Source organism: Microbacterium sp. Cr-K20 (assembly GCF_000708325.1).
Taxonomy (GTDB): Bacteria; Actinomycetota; Actinomycetes; order Actinomycetales; family Microbacteriaceae; genus Microbacterium.
In genome coordinates this window covers 1-19195 of record NZ_JARE01000062.1, presented here as the reverse complement: position 1 = coordinate 19195, position 19195 = coordinate 1, and the positions used below count along the sequence as shown (strand labels likewise).

Sequence of the window (19195 nt, the reverse complement as noted above, 5' to 3'; positions counted from 1 at the left end):
TGCTGTACCTGGGCGACCAGAACAGCCGGAAGATCTTCGAGATCGACCCCGACACCGACAAGGTCCTCGGCGAGATGACACTGCCGGAGAACATCCGCGACATCGGCATCGACGACGAGAAGAACCTCCTCTACGTCGGACAGCAGAACCGCAACTGGCTCGTCGTATCCATCGCCCCCGACACCTTCGGACAAGTCGTCCGAGGACCCTTCCCCACCATCGAGTCCAACCGCTCGATCGACGTCGACCCGAAACTCGGACACGTCTACGTCGCCGTCCCCTCCCGCGGCATCGAAGTCCTCGACGCCGACACCGGAGCCTCCCTCGGAGTCATCAACGGCACCGCAGACGCCTACTACGTCGCCGCCGACCCCACCACCGGCACCGTCATCAGCACCAAGTTCCACGACCTCACGGACGTGATCAATCTGGAGGCCTTCGACGCGTCGAACGGGTTCGCCAAGCTGTGGGAGCGCACGAGCAGGGCCAACCCCCGTCAGGTCGACATCGACTCGACGAACGGCCTGCTCTACGTCGGCTACACCGGCACGACGGCTGACCGCGGCGGGTTCTCCGTGCATGACCTGGCGACAGGCGCACTGCTCGGCGACTTCGCGGGGCCGAAGTACGGCAAGGACGGCTACGGCATCACGGTCGACGAGGAGCACCAACGCGTGTTCGTCTCCAACCGCGACTTCCGCCTCAACCCGCCAGGAGAGGAACTCACCTCGGCCGCCGTCACCGTCAGCATCCGCAAGGTCGATCCCACGGACCCGACCGATCCCACGGACCCGACTGATCCGACGGATCCGACGGATCCGACGGATCCCACGGACCCGACTGATCCCACGGACCCGACCGACCCGGATACCCCGGAGTTCACGGCCCGTTCGCTGGCCGTGATCCCCTCGGCGACCGACGTCCCCGAGTCGGACGATCGACCGGTCGGATCGGCCGTCGACAGTCGTACCGGGAATCTCTTCGTCGGCAACGAGATGCGCCCGGCGCGCGTCTGGGAGATCGACCCGGAGACGGACGCCCTGGTGCGAACGCTCGACGTGCCGGCTCCCACCGCGGGAGACGAGGGTGTGCGAGACGTCGCGCTCGACGAGTCGACGGGTGAGCTGTACGTCGCCTACTCGAACCAGTGGCTCGTGATGGACGCGGCCAGCGGCGACCTGAAGCGCGGTCCGTACGCGTTCACGGCGAACGTGCGCGGCATCGACGTCGACCCCGAGGCGGGCCTGGTGTTCGGAGCCACGCGCGGGTCGGGTGTAGAGATCATGGATGCCGCGACGGGGGCGCCGATCACCGTCACACCGGCGGGCGCGTCGCCCTGGCGTTCGCATGGCGTCGCCTGGGACGGGGTGAACGACCGCCTCTACGTCGGCACGGCGGACGCCGAGGGCTCGACCGACGGTGTGCGGGTGTTCGCGGGCGGAACGTGGGAGCTCGTCGGGACCATCCCGATGGCGAACGCCGACCTGCGCTCGCTGGCTGTGGACACCGCGAGCGGACGGCTCATCGCCGGACACCAGTCGGCAACCTTCGATGCGAGCGGGGTGTCGGTCTACTCGACCGACGACCTCTCGCTGGTCGCCCGTCTGAGCGCTCATGCCTACGGCAACAAGGTCTACGGCGTTTCGGTGAACCCCACCGACGGCGAGATCTACGTGTCGGCGCGTGACCGGTTCCCCTCGGGCCTGATCGCGATCAGCACCGACTGACCGGACCGACCGGCAGAGGGGATGCATCCGCCCGGGTGCATCCCCTCTGTGCTGCTCGGGTCGGAGCTGCTCGGGCGCTTCCGGAGACGGACATCGCTCCCGGTCGTAGGCTGGTGCCATGCTTGCACCGCTCACGCTGCCCCGCCTCGCCTGGGGTTCTCCGTCGGCCTCTCGGCGGGCCCTTCTGGTCCACGGTCTCGGCTCTTCGGGCGCGCTGATGTGGCGCCTGGGTGATGCTCTCGCCGACGCCGGATGGCATGCCACGGCCGTCGATCTCCGGGGCCACGGCGACGCCCCGCGCTCCCTCGACTACTCCGTCGCCGCCTACGGTGCCGACCTCGCCGCCACCCCTCCGGAGGACGGCGGATCCTGGGACGCGGTCATCGGCCACTCCCTCGGTGGCGCGGCGAGCACGGTCGCGGCGGCATCCTCCCCCGAATGGACGCGACGCCTCGTGCTCATCGATCCCGCGATCCATGTCGACGGACGCGACGCGGCCATCGTCCGCCGGAGCCAGGAGCGCGCCTTCGCCGACACCCGGCTCGAGGTCGTGCAGCAGGAGCACCCGCACTGGCATCCGCAGGACCAGGAGCTCAAAGTCGACGCCGTCCTGCGCGCCAGCGCCTGGGCGGTGGAGCAGACCAGCGTCCAGAACCAGCCGTGGGATGTGCGTGCCGACGCCGCGCGCCTCACCGTGCCGACGCACGTGATCGGCGCCGATCCCGCGGTCTACAGCATCTTCACCGGGGACCTCGCCGCGGAAGTCCTCGCCGCGAATCCGCTGATCACCCTGTCCGTCGTCGAGGGTGCAGGACATTCGCTGCACCGTGATCGCCCGGACGAATCCGTCCGTCAGCTTCTGGAGGCACTCGCATGAGCACGTTCGATCCCACGGCCTTCCTGCCCGACGACCTTCTCGAACGAATCAGGGAGCGCGCGCCGATCCACGACCGCGAGAACACCTTCCCCCGGCAGGACCTCGACGAGCTGCGCGCCGCCGGCTACCTGTCGATCCTGGTGCCCACCGAACACGGCGGTGCCGGGCTCGGACTCGCCGAGGCCGCGCTCCTTCAGCAGCGACTGGCGGGTGCCGCTCCGGCGACGGCGCTGGCCATCAACATGCACCTGGTGTGGACCGGGGTGGCGAAGGTGTTCTCCGACCGCGGCGTTCCGGGCCTCGAGTTCGTGCAGGACGGCGCGGTCGCCGGCGAGGTCTTCGCCTTCGGCATCAGCGAGGGCGGCAACGACCTGGTCCTGTTCGGCAGCGACACCGCCGCCGTGCCCGACGGGAGCGGTGGCTACGCCTTCACCGGTACCAAGATCTTCACCTCGCTCGCCCCGGTGTGGACGCGGCTCGGCCTGCACGGCCTCGACACCACGAGCCCCGACGCGCCGAAGCTGGTGTTCGCGTTCGTGGAGCGGACGGATGCCGTCACCACCTCCGATGACTGGGACACCCTGGGCATGCGCGGAACGCAGAGCCGCACCACGCGGCTGAACGGTGCAGTGGCGGATGCCGCGCACGTGGTGCGCCGCATCGATCCCGGTCCCAGCCCCGACCCGATCGTGTTCGGCATCTTCTCGGTGTTCGAGATCCTCCTGGCCTCGGTGTACACCGGCATCGCCCGGCGCGCACTCGAGCTGGCGATCGCCACCGCGCAGAAGCGGCACTCGAAGAAGACCGGGCTGGCATACAGCCAGGACCCCGACATCCGCTGGCGCATCGCTGACATGGGGCTCGCGTACGACGCGCTGCCTCCGCAGATCGCGGCGCTCGCCCGCGACGTCGACGGTCGTGTCGACAACGGGGCGCGCTGGTTCCCGCTGCTCTCGGGCGTCAAGCACCGCGCGATCACGATGGCCAAGCACGTCGTCGACGAGGCGATGCTCGTGGCGGGTGGTGGCTCCTACTTCTCGGCGAACGAGCTGTCCCGGCTGTATCGCGACGTGCTGGCGGGTGCCTTCCACCCCTCCGACCCCGAATCCGCGCATTCCACTGCGGCGAGCGCACTGCTGGGTCCGATCGAGTCCTGAGCGCATTCCCGCCGGTTCCGTCGATGAAGCACGTCGCGACCGCGGAATCGGTTGCCTGACGCAGTGACGAGTGCGAAGATCGCACCATGGGTCCGGTGAAGAAGAATCCCACACTCGACGCGATCTCCAAGACGATCATCGAGCTGCTCCAGGAAGACGGACGCCGCTCGTATTCCGACATCGGTCGTGTGGTCGGCCTGAGCGAGGCCGCCGTACGGCAGCGCGTGCAGCGGCTGACGGAGTCCGGGGTGATGCAGATCGTCGCGGTCACCGATCCGATGCAGCTCGGCTTTCCCCGGCAGGCGATGATCGGCATCCGCGTGTCGGGAGATACACGACACGTCGCCGAGGCCGTGGCGGCGATCGATGCCGTCGACTACGTCGTCATCACGGTCGGCTCCTTCGACGTCCTCGCAGAGGTGGTCTGTGAGGATGACGACGACCTGCTGTCTCTGATCAACGACGTCATCCGCCCGATCGACGGCGTCCTCTCCACCGAGACCTTCATCTACGCGAAGCTGCAGAAGCAGCTCTACAACTGGGGGACCAGATGAACACCGCACGCACCATCCCGTCGGAGTCCGCGCTGCAGACGATGGCGAAGGACCATCTCTGGATGCACTTCGCCCGGCAGTCCACGATGGCCGCGTCCGGTGTCCCGATCATCGTCAAAGGCGACGGCCATCGGATCTGGGACGCGAAGGGCAAGGAGTACTTCGACGGCCTCGCCGGCCTGTTCGTGGTGAACGCCGGGCACGGTCGGCGAAGGCTGGCCGAGGCGGCCGCCGCGCAGGCATCCGAGCTGGCGTTCTTCCCGCTGTGGTCGTATGCGCATCCGGCGGCGATCGAGCTGGCCGACCGTCTCGCGGACGAGGCTCCGGGCGACCTCAACCGAGTCTTCTTCTCCACGGGCGGCGGCGAGGCCGTCGAGACCGCGTTCAAGCTCGCGAAGCACTACTGGAAGCTGCAGGGGAAGCCCGCCAAGCACAAGGTGATCTCCCGGGCGGTCGCGTACCACGGCACCCCGCAGGGAGCGCTGGCGATCACCGGCATCCCGGCGATGAAGTCGATGTTCGAGCCGGTCACCCCTGGCGGCTTCCGCGTGCCGAACACCAACTTCTACCGCGCGGCCGAGATGGGCGCGCCCGCCGACGACCTCGAGGCCTTCGGGCGTTGGGCGGCAGACCGCGTCGAGGAGATGATCCTGTTCGAGGGTGCCGACACGGTCGCCGCGGTGTTCCTCGAGCCGGTGCAGAACTCCGGCGGCTGCTTCCCGCCGCCTCCCGGCTACTTCGCGCGCGTCCGCGAGATCTGCGACCGCCATGACGTGCTCCTCGTGTCGGACGAGGTCATCTGCGCCTTCGGGCGCCTCGGCCACACGTTCGCCTGCACGGGCCTCGGCTACGTGCCCGACATGATCACGTGCGCCAAGGGCATGACGAGCGGATACTCCCCCATCGGTGCGACGATCGTCAGCGACCGCATCTACGAGCCGTTCTCGAAGGGAGACGTCTCGTTCCCGCACGGTTACACGTTCGGCGGTCACCCCGTCTCCGCAGCAGTCGCCCTGGAGAACCTGGACATCTTCGACGAGGAGGGACTCAACGCGAATGTCCGCGAGAACTCTCCGCTGTTCCGCGCCGAGCTCGAGAAGCTGCTCGACCTGCCCATGGTCGGCGACGTGCGGGGGGACGGGTATTTCTTCGGCATCGAGCTCGTGAAGGACAAGGCCACCAAGGAGACCTTCGACGGCGCCGAGTCCGAGCGGCTGCTGCGTGGGTTCCTCTCCCCCGCGCTGTTCGAGGCGGGCCTGTACTGCCGCGCCGACGACCGTGGCGACCCCGTCATCCAGCTCGCCCCACCGCTCACCGTCGGGCCGGCCGAGTTCCGCGAGATCGAGCAGATCCTCCGCGATGTGCTGACGCGCGCGCAGTCGGTGCTGTAGCGGGGCGAGTCGAGCCGTCCGAGCCCGTCGCAGGTGGGCGGACGAGAACCGGCTACTTGGAGTCGAAGTCGAAGGCTTTGAGCAGCTCGACCACGGCCTTGTCGCGTTCGTCTCCACCCGCATCGAACATGTGGGTGACGTGCGTGCGGAGGTGGTTCTCGAGCAGCAGCCGGTTCAGCGACTCGAGGGAACGCTGGATCGCACGCGACTGCGTGATGATGTCCATGCAGTACTCCTCGTTCTCGATCATCCGCGCGACGCCGCGCATCTGCCCCTCGAGGATGCTGGTGCGGTGCAGGGCGCGCTTCTTGATGTCTTCGATCACGTCTCGAGGCTACCGCCCGTGAAAGGATGACGTCATGCCGCGAACACCGATGACGCAGCTCTCGCCCGCTGATCAGGAACGCCTGCGCGCGCTCCGCCACATGAAGGCCGTCGCCCTCGGAGCTCTGCTGTTCATGGCCGTGGTCTTCGTGTTCGCCTTCGCCTTCCAGCAGCGGTTCGACTGGCTGGCCTATGTCCGCGCCGCGGCAGAGGGCGGCATGGTGGGCGCGCTCGCGGACTGGTTCGCCGTGACCGCGCTGTTCCGCCGCCCGCTGGGACTGCCGATCCCGCACACCGCGATCATCCCGAGCCGCAAGGCCGAGATCGGCCGGAGCCTCGGCGAGTTCGTCGAGACGAACTTCCTGGCAGGCGATGTCGTGCGCACCAAGCTGTCGAGCACGCGGATCGCCCTCCGTGCCGGTGAGTGGCTGCGTGAGGCTCCGCACGCCGAGCGCGTCGGCGCCGAGGGGGCGACCATCGCGACGGCGGTGCTCAACGCACTGAGCGACGACGACGTGCGCGACCTCATCACCGACCTCGCGCGCGAGCACCTCGTCGCTCCGGAGTGGGGCCCGCCCGCGGGCGCGTGGCTCGAGAAGATCGTCGAGGCCGATGCACATCACGGCGCCGTCGATCTCGCGGTCGACAGCATCGGACGCTGGCTCGAGGCCAATGCCGAGTCCTTCTCGGGCCTCGTCTCGCGGCGCCTTCCCGGCTGGGTCCCGAAGCTCGCGCATCGCTTCGTCGACGACACCGTCTACAACGAGGCGATCAAGTTCGTCCACGCCGTGCAGGCCGACCCGCGGCACCCCGCGCGCATCGCCGTCGACGGTTACCTCGGCCGCCTCGCCGACAACCTGCAGAACGACCCCGCCACCCGCGCCAAGCTCGAGAACGCGAAGGCGTCGCTGTTCGACAGCCCTCGGGTCGGTGCCCTGGCCGCCGAGGCGTGGAACACCGCGAAGAACGGGTTGCTCGCCGCTCTCGCCGACCCCGAGAGCGGTCTGCGCCGACGCGCGGTGCAGGCGCTGCAGGAGGTCGGCGAACGCCTGACGACGGATGCCGCGCTGCAGAACCGCGTGGACACCTGGGTGTCCGATGCCGCCGTCTTCCTCGTCGACCGCTACCGCCACGACATCGCGTCGATCATCACCGACACCGTCGAGCGCTGGGACCCGGCCGAGACCACGGAGAAGATCGAGCTCATGGTCGGACGCGACCTGCAGTACATCCGCCTGAACGGCACGTTCGTCGGCGCCCTCGCCGGCCTCGCCATCTTCACGATCGCCCACGCCCTGATCCCCGGAGTCTGACATGGCACCCGCATCCCGACAGCTGAGTCACGACCCGCTCTGGCGGCGCGCCGGATCCTGGCCCGCCTTCAGCGGCACAGCCGATGCGGCACTGCTCGGCGTCCCGACCTGGCGTACATCACTGTCGCCGACCGGTGCGCACGCGACACCGACCGCGATCCGCGAGGCGCTCCCCCGCTATGGAACCGCCCTGATGGGCCCGCCCGTGGTCGAACTCGATGACGTGCTGCGCATCGCCGACGCCGGAGACGTGACCGACCCCGACGGGTCCGCCGGCGAGGCGAGGGTGATCTCCCGCGTGCGCGACCTCGCCGACGCCACGGACCTCGTGATCGCGCTCGGCGGCGACAACTCGCTCACGTATCCGGTGGCCCTCGGCGCCCAGGCGACCGGGCTGATCACCTTCGACGCGCACTTCGACCTTCGCGACGGGATCTCCAACGGCACGCCGGTGCGCCGCCTCGTCGAAGACGTGCCTGCCGCGTCGTCGCTCGGCACCGCGCGCATCGATCCGTCCAGGATCGTGCAGATCGGCATCGCCGACTTCGCGAACTCCGCCGCCTACGCGCAGCGTGCCGCTGAGTGGGGCATCCGGGTGATCACCCTCGACGAGCTGCGCCGTCGCGGCGTCGACGACGTGGTCGCGGAGGCCCTGGAGATCGCGGGCGCCGGTGAGGACTCCCGCGTGCACCTCGACATCGACGTGGACGTGTGCGACCGCTCGGTCGCACCGGGTTGCCCCGCGAGTGTGCCGGGCGGGCTCCAGGCATGGGAGCTGCGCGCGCTGACCCGTGCCGTGGCCGCGGATCCCCGCGTCGTGAGCGCCGACATCGCCGAGGTCGACGCGACGGCCGATGCCGAGGATGCCCGCACGGTCCGGCTCGCGGCGCTGTGCGTGCTCGAACTGCTCGCCGGTCTCGCCGCCCGTCGGTGACTCACACGACGGCGACGACTCACACGACGGTCGTGCCGTCCTTCCACACCTGACGCACCAGGGGCACGCCTGGGCGGTACGCGAGATGCACGCGGGTGGGGGCATCGAGCAGCACGAGGTCGGCGCGGGCTCCGGGGGCGATGGTCCCGACGTCGTCGCGCCGCAGCGCACGGGCGCCCCCTGCGGTCGCCGCCCAGACGGCTTCGGCCGGAGTCATGCCCATGTCGCGCACAGCGATCGCGATGCAGAACGGCATCGACGAGGTGAAGCTCGATCCCGGATTCGTGTCGCAGGCGAGGGCCACGGTGACGCCCGCATCGATCAGGCGTCGCGCGTCGGGGTAGGGCTGTCTGGTCGAGAACTCGACTCCCGGAAGCAGCGTGAGGACGGTGGAGCTCTGGGCGAGCGCGTCGATGTCGGCGTCCGTCAGGTAAGTGCCGTGGTCGATGGACGCTGCGCCCAGATCGACCGCGAGGCGCACGCCGTCGCCCGGTCCGAGCTGGCTCGCATGGACGCGGGGCGCGAGTCCGCGCGCCATCCCCGCCTCGAGCACCCGCCGTGATTGCGCCACGGTGAATGCGCCGGTCTCGCAGAACACGTCGATCCACTTCGCGTGCGGTGCACAGGCGTCGAGCATGGGGCCCGTGACCAGGTCCACGTACTCATCCGGGCGGTCGGCGTACTCCGCGGGAACGACGTGCGCGCCGAGGAAGGTCACCTCCGATGTGACCTCCGCCGCCAGACGCACGAGCCGTTCCTCGTCGGCGACACTCAGCCCGTAGCCGCTCTTGACCTCGACGGTGGTCGTCCCCTGCGCGAGCATCTCGGCGAGGAACCCGCGGAGTCGCGCGCGCAGCTCCTCGTCACTCGCTGCCCGGGTGGCGGCGACGGTGGAGCGGATGCCGCCGGCGGCGTACTTCTGCCCCGCCATGCGCGCCTCGAACTCCGCCGCGCGGTCGCCCGCGAACACCAGGTGGCTGTGGCTGTCGACGAATCCGGGGATCACGGCCCGGCCGCCGGCATCCACCGTCGCGTCGGCCGCCGGCGCATCCGCCGCCGCGCCGACCCAGTCGATCCTGTCGTCCTCGATCAGGACGGCCGCATCGCTCAGCGTTCCGCAGGGGTCGCCATCGGCGGCGATATTGGTGGTGAGTTCTGCGATGTTGGTCAGCAGCGTGCGCATCGCCGTTCCTCCCGTTCGAGATCCTTCGAGTGTGTCAGAGCATCGGGATGTTCAGGCCGCGCTCGCGCGCGACCTCGCGGGCGTGCTCGTACCCGGCATCCACGTGGCGCATCACACCGGTGCCCGGGTCGTTGGTGAGCACCCGTTCGAGCTTCTCCGCGGCGAGGGCCGAGCCGTCGGCGACGGTCACCTGACCCGCGTGGATCGAGCGGCCGATGCCGACACCGCCTCCATGATGCAGCGATACCCAGGAGGCACCGGATGCCGTGTTCAGCAGCGCATTCAGCAGGGGCCAGTCGGCGATGGCATCGGAGCCGTCCTTCATGGCCTCGGTCTCGCGGTACGGCGAGGCGACCGAGCCCGAGTCCAGGTGGTCCCGTCCGATCACGATCGGCGCCGAGAGTTCGCCCGACGCGACCATCTCGTTGAACTTGAGCCCCGCGAGGTGCCGCTCCTTGTAGCCGAGCCAGCAGATGCGTGCGGGAAGGCCCTCGAAGTGCACTTTCTCCGCGGCCTTCTCCAGCCAGCGGTGCAGGGCCGCGTCCTCGGGGAAGAGTTCGGCGATGGCGCGATCGGTCTTGTAGATGTCTTCGGGGTCTCCGGAGAGAGCCGCCCAGCGGAACGGACCGCGCCCCTCTTCGAACTGCGGACGGATGTAGGCCGGCACGAATCCGGGAAACGCGAAGGCCCGGTCGAAGCCGCCCAGCTGCGCCTCGGCGCGGATCGAGTTGCCGTAGTCGAACACGGCAGCTCCCGCGTCCTGGAACGCGACCATCGCCTCGACATGTGCCGCCATGGATTCGCGCGACCGGCGAGTGAACTCCTCGGCGTCGCGCTCGGCTTCGGCCTTCCACTCCTCGACGCCGATCCCGATCGGGAGGTACGCGAGCGGATCGTGCGCGCTGGTCTGATCGGTCACGATGTCGATCGGCACGCCACGGCGCCGCAGTTCGGGGAAGACCTCGGCCGCGTTGCCGACGACACCGACCGAGAGCGCCTCACCGGCCTCCTTCGCGGCGACGACCCGTGCGATAGCCGCGTCGAGGTCGGTCGTGTACTCGTCGAGATAGCCGTGCGCCACCCGCCGAGCGAGACGTGACTCGTCGACGTCGACGATCAGCACCGCGCCGTCGTTCATGGTGACCGCCAGGGGCTGGGCCCCGCCCATGCCACCGGCACCGCCGGTGAGGGTGAGGGTGCCGCGCAGGGAATCCCGACCGAGGGAGCGCGCCACTGCGGCGAACGTCTCGTAGGTCCCCTGCAGAATGCCCTGGGTGCCGATATAGATCCAGGAGCCGGCGGTCATCTGCCCGTACATGATGAGGCCGAGTTCCTCGAGACGGCGGAACTCCGGCCAGTTCGCCCAGTCCCCCACCAGGTTCGAGTTGGCGATGAGCACGCGCGGCGCCCACTCGTGGGTGCGGAAGACGCCGACCGGCTTGCCCGACTGCACGAGCAGCGTCTCGTCGGGTTCGAGCTCGTCGAGAGTGCGCACGATCGCGTCGTAGGCCTCCCAGCTGCGGGCGGCCTTGCCCGTCCCGCCGTACACGACGAGGTCCTCGGGGTGCTCGGCCACTTCGGGGTCGAGGTTGTTCATCAGCATGCGCTTGGCGGCTTCAGCGCCCCAGCTCTTCGCGGTGCGTGTGTTTCCGCGCGCAGCGCGGACGGCACGCGGCCCAGCGGTCGTGTTCTCAGCCATCGATGTGCTCCTTTGCGATGCGGGCGACGTCGCCCGACTGGACGAGGGCGGTGACCGCTTCCATCTCCGGGGAGAGGAAGCGGTCGGGGCCGGGGCCGGCGGCGACCGTGCGAACCAGGTCGCGTACGGCGCCGGTCGCGGGTCCTGCCTGCAGCGGGGCGCGCAGATCGAGGGCGCGAGCGCCGGTGAGGATCTCGATCGCGAGCACGCGGCCGAGGCCGTCGATCGCACGGCGCAGCTTGCGCGCGGCGGCCCACCCCATCGAGACGTGGTCCTCCTGCATGGCGGACGATGGGATCGAATCGACGGATGCCGGCACCGCCAGGCGCTTCAGCTCGGAGACGATGCCCGCGGCCGCGTACTGCGCGATCATGAGGCCCGAGTCGACGCCCACCTCGTCGGCGAGGAACGGAGGGAGGCCGTGACTGCGTGCCGGATCCAGCGCGCGGTCGGTCCGGCGCTCCGACACCGACGCGACGTCGGCGACCGAGATGGCGAGGAAGTCGAGGACGGCAGCCACCGGGGCGCCGTGGAAGTTGCCGTTGGACTCGATGCGTCCGTCCACGGTGATGACCGGGTTGTCGATGACGCTGGCAAGCTCGCGGCCGGCGATCATCGCTGCGTGCGCGAGCGTGTCGCGGGCCGCACCGTGCACCTGGGGTGAGCAACGCAGCGAATAGGCGTCCTGCACGCGCCCGTCCTCGGGCCCCTTGTGGCTGGCGACCATCGGGGAGTCCGTCAGCAGCGCCCGAAGGTTACCGGCGGATGCGGTCTGCCCCGTCTGCGGGCGCAGGGCCATGAGGTCGGCGGCGAAGACCGCGTCGGTACCGAGCTGCGACTCCACCGACATCGCCGCAGCCACGTCGGCAGTGAGCAAGAGCATCTCGAGGTCGTGCAGGGCAAGCACCAGCATGCCGAGCATGCCGTCGGTGCCGTTGATGAGGGCGAGACCCTCCTTCTCGACAAGCACGAGCGGTACGATCCCCGCCGTCGCGAGCGCTTCGGACGCGGGGACGAGAGCACCCGATGCGTCGCGGACCTCACCTTCGCCCATCGCGGCGAGGGCGATGTGCGCGAGGGGGGCGAGATCGCCGGAGCACCCGAGCGACCCGTACTCACGCACGACGGGGGTGATTCCGGAGTTCAGCATGGCCGCATACGTGTCGACGACGACCGGGCGCACACCCGTGCGTCCCGAGGCGAGGGTCTGCAGCCGCAGGAGCTGGAGGCCGCGGACGACCTCGCGCTCGACCTCGGCTCCTGTGCCGGCAGCATGCGAGCGGATCAGGCTGGCCTGCAGCTGCAGGCGCCGGTCGGGGGCGATGAAGGTGGTCGCGAGGGCGCCGAATCCCGTCGAGACTCCGTAGTGCGGATGCGGGTCGGCCGCGAGGCCGTCGATCACGCGACGGGTCTCTGCGACGCGGCCGAGAGCATCCGCGTCGATCTGCACGGGGACATCGTGGCGGGCGACGGCGACGACATCGGCAGGAGACAGCGGGGCCGCTCCGATGACAACGGGAACAGGAACAGTCATGACTCGATTCCACACCCGACGTGTCGTGAGCGGCACCCGTTCGTGCGATGCTTTGTCTGTGATCCCAGACAACCCCGATGCATCACCGGTCGTCGGCACGCAGGTACCTGCGGCAGACAACACGCTCCGCATCCTGAGTTTTCTCGCCGGTCGGCCCGCTCCGGTGGCGGCGTCGGCGATCGCGCGCGAGCTCGATCTGCCGCGGTCGACGGTCTACCACCTCCTCACCACCCTGGCCGCTCACGGATTCGTGCTTCACCTGCGCGAGGAGCGACGGTGGGGCCTGGGAACGTCAGCGTTCGAACTCGCCGGCGGGTATGCGCGCCAGCAGCCACTTGCGCGGAGAGGCCGACCTCTCGTGGCCGCGCTCTCCGACCGACTGGGCGAAAGCGCGCACCTTGCGGTGATGAGCGGGGGCGATGTGCTCTACATCGTCGAGGAGCGGGCACCACGTCGGCCCGCTCTCGTCACAGATGTCGGTGTACGGCTCCCCGCGCACCTCACCGCGTCGGGGCGAGCGATGCTCGCTGCTCTCCCCCGTGAGCAGGTGCGGGCCCTGTACCCGGATCTGTCGGCGTTCCCCGACCGGACGGGGCTCGGGCCGCGCTCACCACGAGAGCTGCGAGAGCTCCTCCGCGAGGTGCGCTCACGAGGGTACGCGACAGAGAACAGCGAGATCGCGGATGGCCTGCGCAGCGTGGGCGCCGCGGTGATCGACGCTGCCGGATGGCCGGTGGCCGCTGTCGCCGTGACGTGGGGTCGCATGGATCTGGACGAGAACCTTCTGGCCGCAGCTGTACAGGAGTGCGCAGCCATGCTCGAGGCTCGTCTGAAGCGGTGAAGCAACGACGTCGCGGCGCGGGTTAACGCAGAAGAGCCACCCCGCGAGGGATGGCTCTCCTGTTCTCATCACGCAAAAGCTTCGGCGTGAACGCAAAATGGCCACCCATCGATGGGTGGCCATTTTGTCTAAAAGGAGTCCGGCGGTGTCCTACTCTCCCACAGGGTCCCCCCTGCAGTACCATCGGCGCTGTGAGGCTTAGCTTCCGGGTTCGGAATGTAACCGGGCGTTTCCCTCACGCTATGGCCGCCGAAACACTATTGATGTTTCAATCAAACACATAACAAAGTCATTGTTGTTATGCGGTTCTCGACCGTACATCGAGAACCACTCAGTGGACGCGTAGCACCAACAAACGGTGTGTTATCAAGTCATCGGCTTATTAGTACCAGTCAGCTGCATGCATTACTGCACTTCCACATCTGGCCTATCAACCCAGTAGTCTGGCTGGGAGCCTCTCACCCGAAGGTATGGAAATCTCATCTTGAGGCCGGCTTCCCGCTTAGATGCTTTCAGCGGTTATCCATCCCGAACGTAGCTAATCAGCGGTGCTCCTGGCGGAACAACTGACACACCAGAGGTTCGTCCAACCCGGTCCTCTCGTACTAGGGTCAGATCCTCTCAAATTTCCTACGCGCGCAGCGGATAGGGACCGAACTGTCTCACGACGTTCTAAACCCAGCTCGCGTACCGCTTTAATGGGCGAACAGCCCAACCCTTGGGACCTACTCCAGCCCCAGGATGCGACGAGCCGACATCGAGGTGCCAAACCATGCCGTCGATATGGACTCTTGGGCAAGATCAGCCTGTTATCCCCGAGGTACCTTTTATCCGTTGAGCGACAGCGCTTCCACAAGCCACTGCCGGATCACTAGTCCCGACTTTCGTCCCTGCTCGACCTGTCAGTCTCACAGTCAAGCTCCCTTGTGCACTTACACTCGACACCTGATTGCCAACCAGGTTGAGGGAACCTTTGGGCGCCTCCGTTACTTTTTGGGAGGCAACCGCCCCAGTTAAACTACCCACCAGGCACTGTCCCTGAACCGGATTACGGTTCGAAGTTAGATATCCAGAGTGACCAGAGTGGTATTTCAACAATGACTCCACACGAACTAGCGTCCATGCTTCAAAGTCTCCCACCTATCCTACACAAGCCACACCGAACACCAATACCAAGCTGTAGTAAAGGTCACGGGGTCTTTCCGTCCTGCTGCGCGTAACGAGCATCTTTACTCGTAATGCAATTTCGCCGAGTTCGCGGTTGAGACAGTTGGGAAGTCGTTACGCCATTCGTGCAGGTCGGAACTTACCCGACAAGGAATTTCGCTACCTTAGGATGGTTATAGTTACCACCGCCGTTTACTGGGGCTTAAATTCTCAGCTTCGCCTTACGGCTAACCGGTCCTCTTAACCTTCCAGCACCGGGCAGGCGTCAGTCCGTATACATCGTCTTGCGACTTGGCACGGACCTGTGTTTTTAGTAAACAGTCGCTACCCACTAGTCTCTGCGGCCTCCAAACGCTTTCGGGAGTAAATCCCTATACGCCGAAGGCCCCCCTTCTCCCGAAGTTACGGGGGCATTTTGCCGAGTTCCTTAACCACGATTCTCTCGATCTCCTTGGTATTCTCTACCTGACCACCTGAGTCGGTTTGGGGTACGGGCGGCTAGAACCTCGCGTCGATGCTTTTCTTGGCAGCATAGGATCACCCACTTTTTATCCGCATCGTGTCTCAGCCTTAATGAATCGCGGATTTGCCTACGACTCGGCCTACGCACTTGCACCAGGACAACCATCGCCTGGCTTGGGCTACCTTCCTGCGTCACACCTGTTAATACGCTAACCGCACCAGAATGGGGTCGTGCGCTAGGCCCAGAGCGTCACCCCGAAGGGATCAGTCACTGGGATTCAGACACTTAGCACTACTGGATTAGCTTGGGCGGTTCTTCGCCGGTACGGGAATATCAACCCGTTGTCCATCGACTACGCCTGTCGGCCTCGCCTTAGGTCCCGACTTACCCAGGGAAGATTAGCTTGACCCTGGAACCCTTGGTCTTTCGGAGGACGTGTTTCTCACACGTCATTCGCTACTCATGCCTGCATTCTCACTCGTGTAGCCTCCACGGCTGGTTCACACCGCCGCTTCGCTGGCCACACGACGCTCTCCTACCCATCAACACGGCTGGACCACGAAGGCCTACCAATAATGTCAATGCCACAACTTCGGTGGCGTGCTTGAGCCCCGTTACATTGTCGGCGCGGAATCACTTGACCAGTGAGCTATTACGCACTCTTTCAAGGGTGGCTGCTTCTAAGCCAACCTCCTGGTTGTCAAGGCAACTCCACATCCTTTCCCACTTAGCACGCGCTTTGGGACCTTAGTTGGTGGTCTGGGTTGTTTCCCTCTCGACTATGAAGCTTATCCCCCACAGTCTCACTGCTGCGCTCTCACTTACCGGCATTCGGAGTTTGGCTGACGTCAGTAACCTTGTAGGGCCCATCGGCCATCCAGTAGCTCTACCTCCGGCAAGAAACACGCAACGCTGCACCTAAATGCATTTCGGAGAGAACCAGCTATCACGAAGTTTGATTGGCCTTTCACCCCTATCCACAGCTCATCCCCTCAGTTTTCAACCTAAGTGGGTTCGGTCCTCCACGACGTCTTACCGTCGCTTCAACCTGGCCATGGATAGATCACTTCGCTTCGGGTCTAGGACATGCGACTGAATCGCCCTATTCAGACTCGCTTTCGCTACGGCTACCCCACACGGGTTAACCTCGCCACATATCGCTAACTCGCAGGCTCATTCTTCAAAAGGCACGCTGTCACCCCTACTAAGGAGGCTCCAACGGTTTGTAAGCAAACGGTTTCAGGTACTATTTCACTCCCCTCCCGGGGTACTTTTCACCTTTCCCTCACGGTACTTGTCCGCTATCGGTCATCTGGGAGTATTTAGGCTTATCAGGTGGTCCTGACAGATTCACACGGGATTTCACGGGCCCCGTGCTACTTGGGATACTCTTCGCGCCAAGAGAGGCATTTCGACTACGGGGTTGGCACCCTCTATGACCGGCCTTTCAAGACCGTTCGTCTATACCTTCTTGTAACGCCGCCACCTCGGCAGAGATGACTGAAAAGTCCCACAACCCCCAACGTGCAACACCTGCCGGCTATCACACACGCTAGGTTTAGCCTGTTCCGGTTTCGCTCGCCACTACTAACGGAATCGCGGTTGCTTTCTCTTCCTGTGGGTACTGAGATGTTTCACTTCCCCACGTTCCCTCTACCCGCCCTATATATTCAGGCGGGAGTCACTAGGTCGGCACGCCGCCCAGCGGGGTTTCCCCATTCGGACACCCTCGGATCAAAACTTGCTTATCAGTTCCCCGAGGCTTATCGCAGATTGCTACGTCCTTCTTCGGCTCCAGATGCCAAGGCATCCACCGTTTGCTCTTAAAGACTTGAAATCACATGAGTTTGAATCAAAAACTCGACCCCACCCGAAGATGGAATCTGAAATTGACTAATGATCTTTAAGATCATCTTGTGCAACTGACCGAAGCCAGCTGCAAGATGCTCGCGTCCACTGTGTAGTTCTCAAAGTACGGGCGGTGCCCCCATCCACAACCCCACAAAAGGGGAAACAGAAAGAGGCCCAGAGTAACCGACTGTGCACTCGACCCAAAGGCCAGTGCGCATCCGGTCCCTCAGGACCCAACAGCGTGCAGGTGCGACATCCGCCACCCTCCCCGTTCCCACCAGATCCGAAGACCCGACGTACTAAAGAAGAACAACATCCTTCACACCATGTCAAATGTTCCACCCATGAGCTCCCAGCGAAGAACGTATGCCTTCGATCTGGGTTCTGGACACCCGGAGGTGTCAGATGCTCCTTAGAAAGGAGGTGATCCAGCCGCACCTTCCGGTACGGCTACCTTGTTACGACTTAGTCCTAATTACCGATCCCACCTTCGACGGCTCCCTCCAAAAAGGTTAGGCCACCGGCTTCAGGTGTTACCGACTTTCATGACTTGACGGGCGGTGTGTACAAGACCCGGGAACGTATTCACCGCAGCGTTGCTGATCTGCGATTACTAGCGACTCCGACTTCATGAGGTCGAGTTGCAGACCTCAATCCGAACTGGGACCGGCTTTTTGGGATTCGCTCCACCTCGCGGTATTGCAGCCCTTTGTACCGGCCATTGTAGCATGCGTGAAGCCCAAGACATAAGGGGCATGATGATTTGACGTCATCCCCACCTTCCTCCGAGTTGACCCCGGCAGTATCCCATGAGTTCCCACCATTACGTGCTGGCAACATAGAACGAGGGTTGCGCTCGTTGCGGGACTTAACCCAACATCTCACGACACGAGCTGACGACAACCATGCACCACCTGTTTACGAGTGTCCAAAGAGTTGACCATTTCTGGCCCGTTCTCGTATATGTCAAGCCTTGGTAAGGTTCTTCGCGTTGCATCGAATTAATCCGCATGCTCCGCCGCTTGTGCGGGTCCCCGTCAATTCCTTTGAGTTTTAGCCTTGCGGCCGTACTCCCCAGGCGGGGAACTTAATGCGTTAGCTGCGTCACGGAATCCGTGGAATGGACCCCACAACTAGTTCCCAACGTTTACGGGGTGGACTACCAGGGTATCTAAGCCTGTTTGCTCCCCACCCTTTCGCTCCTCAGCGTCAGTTACGGCCCAGAGATCTGCCTTCGCCATCGGTGTTCCTCCTGATATCTGCGCATTCCACCGCTACACCAGGAATTCCAATCTCCCCTACCGCACTCTAGTCTGCCCGTACCCACTGCAGGCCGGAGGTTGAGCCTCCGGATTTCACAGCAGACGCGACAAACCGCCTACGAGCTCTTTACGCCCAATAATTCCGGATAACGCTTGCGCCCTACGTATTACCGCGGCTGCTGGCACGTAGTTAGCCGGCGCTTTTTCTGCAGGTACCGTCACTTTCGCTTCTTCCCTGCTAAAAGAGGTTTACAACCCGAAGGCCGTCGTCCCTCACGCGGCGTTGCTGCATCAGGCTTGCGCCCATTGTGCAATATTCCCCACTGCTGCCTCCCGTAGGAGTCTGGGCCGTGTCTCAGTCCCAGTGTGGCCGGTCACCCTCTCAGGCCGGCTACCCGTCGACGCCTTGGTGAGCCATTACCTCACCAACAAGCTGATAGGCCGCGAGCCCATCCCCAACCGAAATTCTTTCCAGACGCAGACCATGCGGTCACGTCACATATCCAGTATTAGACGCCGTTTCCAGCGCTTATCCCAGAGTCAGGGGCAGGTTGCTCACGTGTTACTCACCCGTTCGCCACTGATCCCACAGAGCAAGCTCCGTGTTCACCGTTCGACTTGCATGTGTTAAGCACGCCGCCAGCGTTCATCCTGAGCCAGGATCAAACTCTCCGTAAAAAAGAAATGCATACGACACCGGGAAAACGATGACGCAGCGAGTTTGATGCTGACCAAAGAGACAAATTCATTGCTGACTTCATCCATTGCCAACCCCCCGAAAGGAGTTGGTCTTTGATCCAAAGGAATTCTCACCCCCACCGAAGTGGAGACGAGGATAATTTGGCATTTGACAAGTGCACGCTGTTGAGTTCTCAAGGATCGGATGCTCCCACGACCCAGCCATCACAGCCAGGCCCG

General features: G+C 65.2%; 12 protein-coding genes and 3 rRNA genes. 8 read left to right on the top strand and 7 right to left on the bottom strand.

Annotation, left to right across the window (positions count from 1 at the left end; genetic code table 11):
- The 5 genes from GZ67_RS20605 to GZ67_RS0115180 all read left to right on the top strand — a co-directional run.
- A partial coding sequence (locus GZ67_RS20605) for a hypothetical protein (protein WP_036303471.1) occupies positions 1–1727 on the top strand: 1727 nt, incomplete at its 5' end.
- Between the two features lie 118 nt (positions 1728–1845).
- The gene (locus GZ67_RS0115195) at positions 1846–2604 is read left to right on the top strand and encodes an alpha/beta fold hydrolase (protein WP_029262063.1); all 759 of its coding nucleotides are present in this window, start codon (positions 1846–1848) and stop codon (positions 2602–2604) included.
- Complete coding sequence (locus GZ67_RS0115190) at positions 2601–3761, top strand: acyl-CoA dehydrogenase family protein (protein ID WP_029262064.1); 1161 nt, start codon at positions 2601–2603, stop codon at positions 3759–3761. Before GZ67_RS0115195 ends, GZ67_RS0115190 begins: the two co-directional genes overlap by 4 nt.
- 86 nt (positions 3762–3847) lie before the next feature.
- Positions 3848–4315 (top strand): Lrp/AsnC family transcriptional regulator, encoded by a 468-nt coding sequence (locus GZ67_RS0115185; RefSeq protein ID WP_029262065.1) that lies wholly within the window; start codon positions 3848–3850, stop codon positions 4313–4315.
- Positions 4312–5706 (top strand): aspartate aminotransferase family protein, encoded by a 1395-nt coding sequence (locus tag GZ67_RS0115180; protein WP_029262066.1) that lies wholly within the window; start codon positions 4312–4314, stop codon positions 5704–5706. The genes GZ67_RS0115185 and GZ67_RS0115180 overlap by 4 nt, the downstream gene beginning before the upstream one ends.
- 52 nt (positions 5707–5758) lie before the next feature.
- Here the strand turns inward: GZ67_RS0115180 and GZ67_RS0115175 are convergent, their stop codons facing one another.
- The gene (locus GZ67_RS0115175; protein ID WP_029262067.1) at positions 5759–6031 is read right to left on the bottom strand and encodes a metal-sensitive transcriptional regulator; all 273 of its coding nucleotides are present in this window, start codon (positions 6029–6031) and stop codon (positions 5759–5761) included.
- A gap of 34 nt (positions 6032–6065) precedes the next feature.
- Between GZ67_RS0115175 and GZ67_RS0115170 the strand changes: the two genes are divergently transcribed.
- Together GZ67_RS0115170 and GZ67_RS0115165 are read left to right on the top strand one after the other, a co-directional pair.
- Complete coding sequence (locus GZ67_RS0115170; RefSeq protein WP_029262068.1) at positions 6066–7343, top strand: DUF445 domain-containing protein; 1278 nt, start codon at positions 6066–6068, stop codon at positions 7341–7343.
- A gap of 1 nt (position 7344) precedes the next feature.
- Positions 7345–8277 carry an agmatinase family protein gene (locus GZ67_RS0115165; protein WP_029262069.1) on the top strand — a complete coding sequence of 311 codons (933 nt, stop codon included), beginning with the start codon at positions 7345–7347 and terminating at the stop codon, positions 8275–8277.
- A 19-nt stretch (positions 8278–8296) separates the two neighbouring features.
- On the opposite strand, the gene hutI is transcribed toward GZ67_RS0115165, so the two are convergent.
- Genes hutI through hutH form a run of 3 tightly spaced genes read right to left on the bottom strand, consistent with a single transcriptional unit; the run spans position 8297 to position 12693 of the window.
- Positions 8297–9460 carry an imidazolonepropionase gene (gene hutI / locus GZ67_RS0115155; RefSeq protein ID WP_029262070.1) on the bottom strand — a complete coding sequence of 388 codons (1164 nt, stop codon included), beginning with the start codon at positions 9458–9460 and terminating at the stop codon, positions 8297–8299.
- A 34-nt stretch (positions 9461–9494) separates the two neighbouring features.
- Positions 9495–11159: a urocanate hydratase gene (gene hutU, locus GZ67_RS0115150; protein WP_029262071.1), complete on the bottom strand. Its 1665-nt coding sequence runs from the start codon at positions 11157–11159 to the stop codon at positions 9495–9497.
- Positions 11152–12693, bottom strand: a complete 1542-nt coding sequence (gene hutH / locus GZ67_RS0115145; RefSeq protein WP_029262072.1) for a histidine ammonia-lyase — start codon at positions 12691–12693, stop codon at positions 11152–11154. Before hutH ends, hutU begins: the two co-directional genes overlap by 8 nt.
- 58 nt (positions 12694–12751) lie before the next feature.
- Here hutH and GZ67_RS0115140 point away from each other — a divergent pair, with 58 nt between their 5' ends.
- On the top strand, positions 12752–13534 hold the full coding sequence (locus GZ67_RS0115140) for an IclR family transcriptional regulator (RefSeq protein WP_029262073.1): 783 nt from the start codon (positions 12752–12754) through the stop codon (positions 13532–13534).
- 137 nt (positions 13535–13671) lie between these two features.
- Here the strand turns inward: GZ67_RS0115140 and rrf are convergent.
- The 3 genes from rrf to GZ67_RS0115125 all read right to left on the bottom strand — a co-directional run bounded on the left by rrf (position 13672) and on the right by GZ67_RS0115125 (position 18955).
- Positions 13672–13788 (bottom strand): 5S ribosomal RNA (gene rrf / locus GZ67_RS0115135).
- A gap of 108 nt (positions 13789–13896) precedes the next feature.
- A 23S ribosomal RNA gene (locus GZ67_RS0115130) occupies positions 13897–17001 on the bottom strand.
- Positions 17002–17431: 430 nt separating this feature from the next.
- Positions 17432–18955 (bottom strand): 16S ribosomal RNA (locus tag GZ67_RS0115125).
- The 16S, 23S and 5S rRNA genes sit together here, the layout of an rRNA operon.
- Between the last annotated feature and the right edge of the window lie 240 nt (positions 18956–19195).

Coding starts and splice junctions, on each gene's coding strand:
- GZ67_RS0115195 (WP_029262063.1), top strand. CDS start 1,846: ATGCTTGCACCGCTCACGCTGCCCCGCCTCGCCTGGGGTTCTCCGTCG.
- GZ67_RS0115190 (WP_029262064.1), top strand. CDS start 2,601: ATGAGCACGTTCGATCCCACGGCCTTCCTGCCCGACGACCTTCTCGAA.
- GZ67_RS0115185 (WP_029262065.1), top strand. CDS start 3,848: ATGGGTCCGGTGAAGAAGAATCCCACACTCGACGCGATCTCCAAGACG.
- GZ67_RS0115180 (WP_029262066.1), top strand. CDS start 4,312: ATGAACACCGCACGCACCATCCCGTCGGAGTCCGCGCTGCAGACGATG.
- GZ67_RS0115170 (WP_029262068.1), top strand. CDS start 6,066: ATGCCGCGAACACCGATGACGCAGCTCTCGCCCGCTGATCAGGAACGC.
- GZ67_RS0115165 (WP_029262069.1), top strand. CDS start 7,345: ATGGCACCCGCATCCCGACAGCTGAGTCACGACCCGCTCTGGCGGCGC.
- hutI (WP_029262070.1), bottom strand. CDS start 9,460: ATGCGCACGCTGCTGACCAACATCGCAGAACTCACCACCAATATCGCC.
- hutU (WP_029262071.1), bottom strand. CDS start 11,159: ATGGCTGAGAACACGACCGCTGGGCCGCGTGCCGTCCGCGCTGCGCGC.
- hutH (WP_029262072.1), bottom strand. CDS start 12,693: ATGACTGTTCCTGTTCCCGTTGTCATCGGAGCGGCCCCGCTGTCTCCT.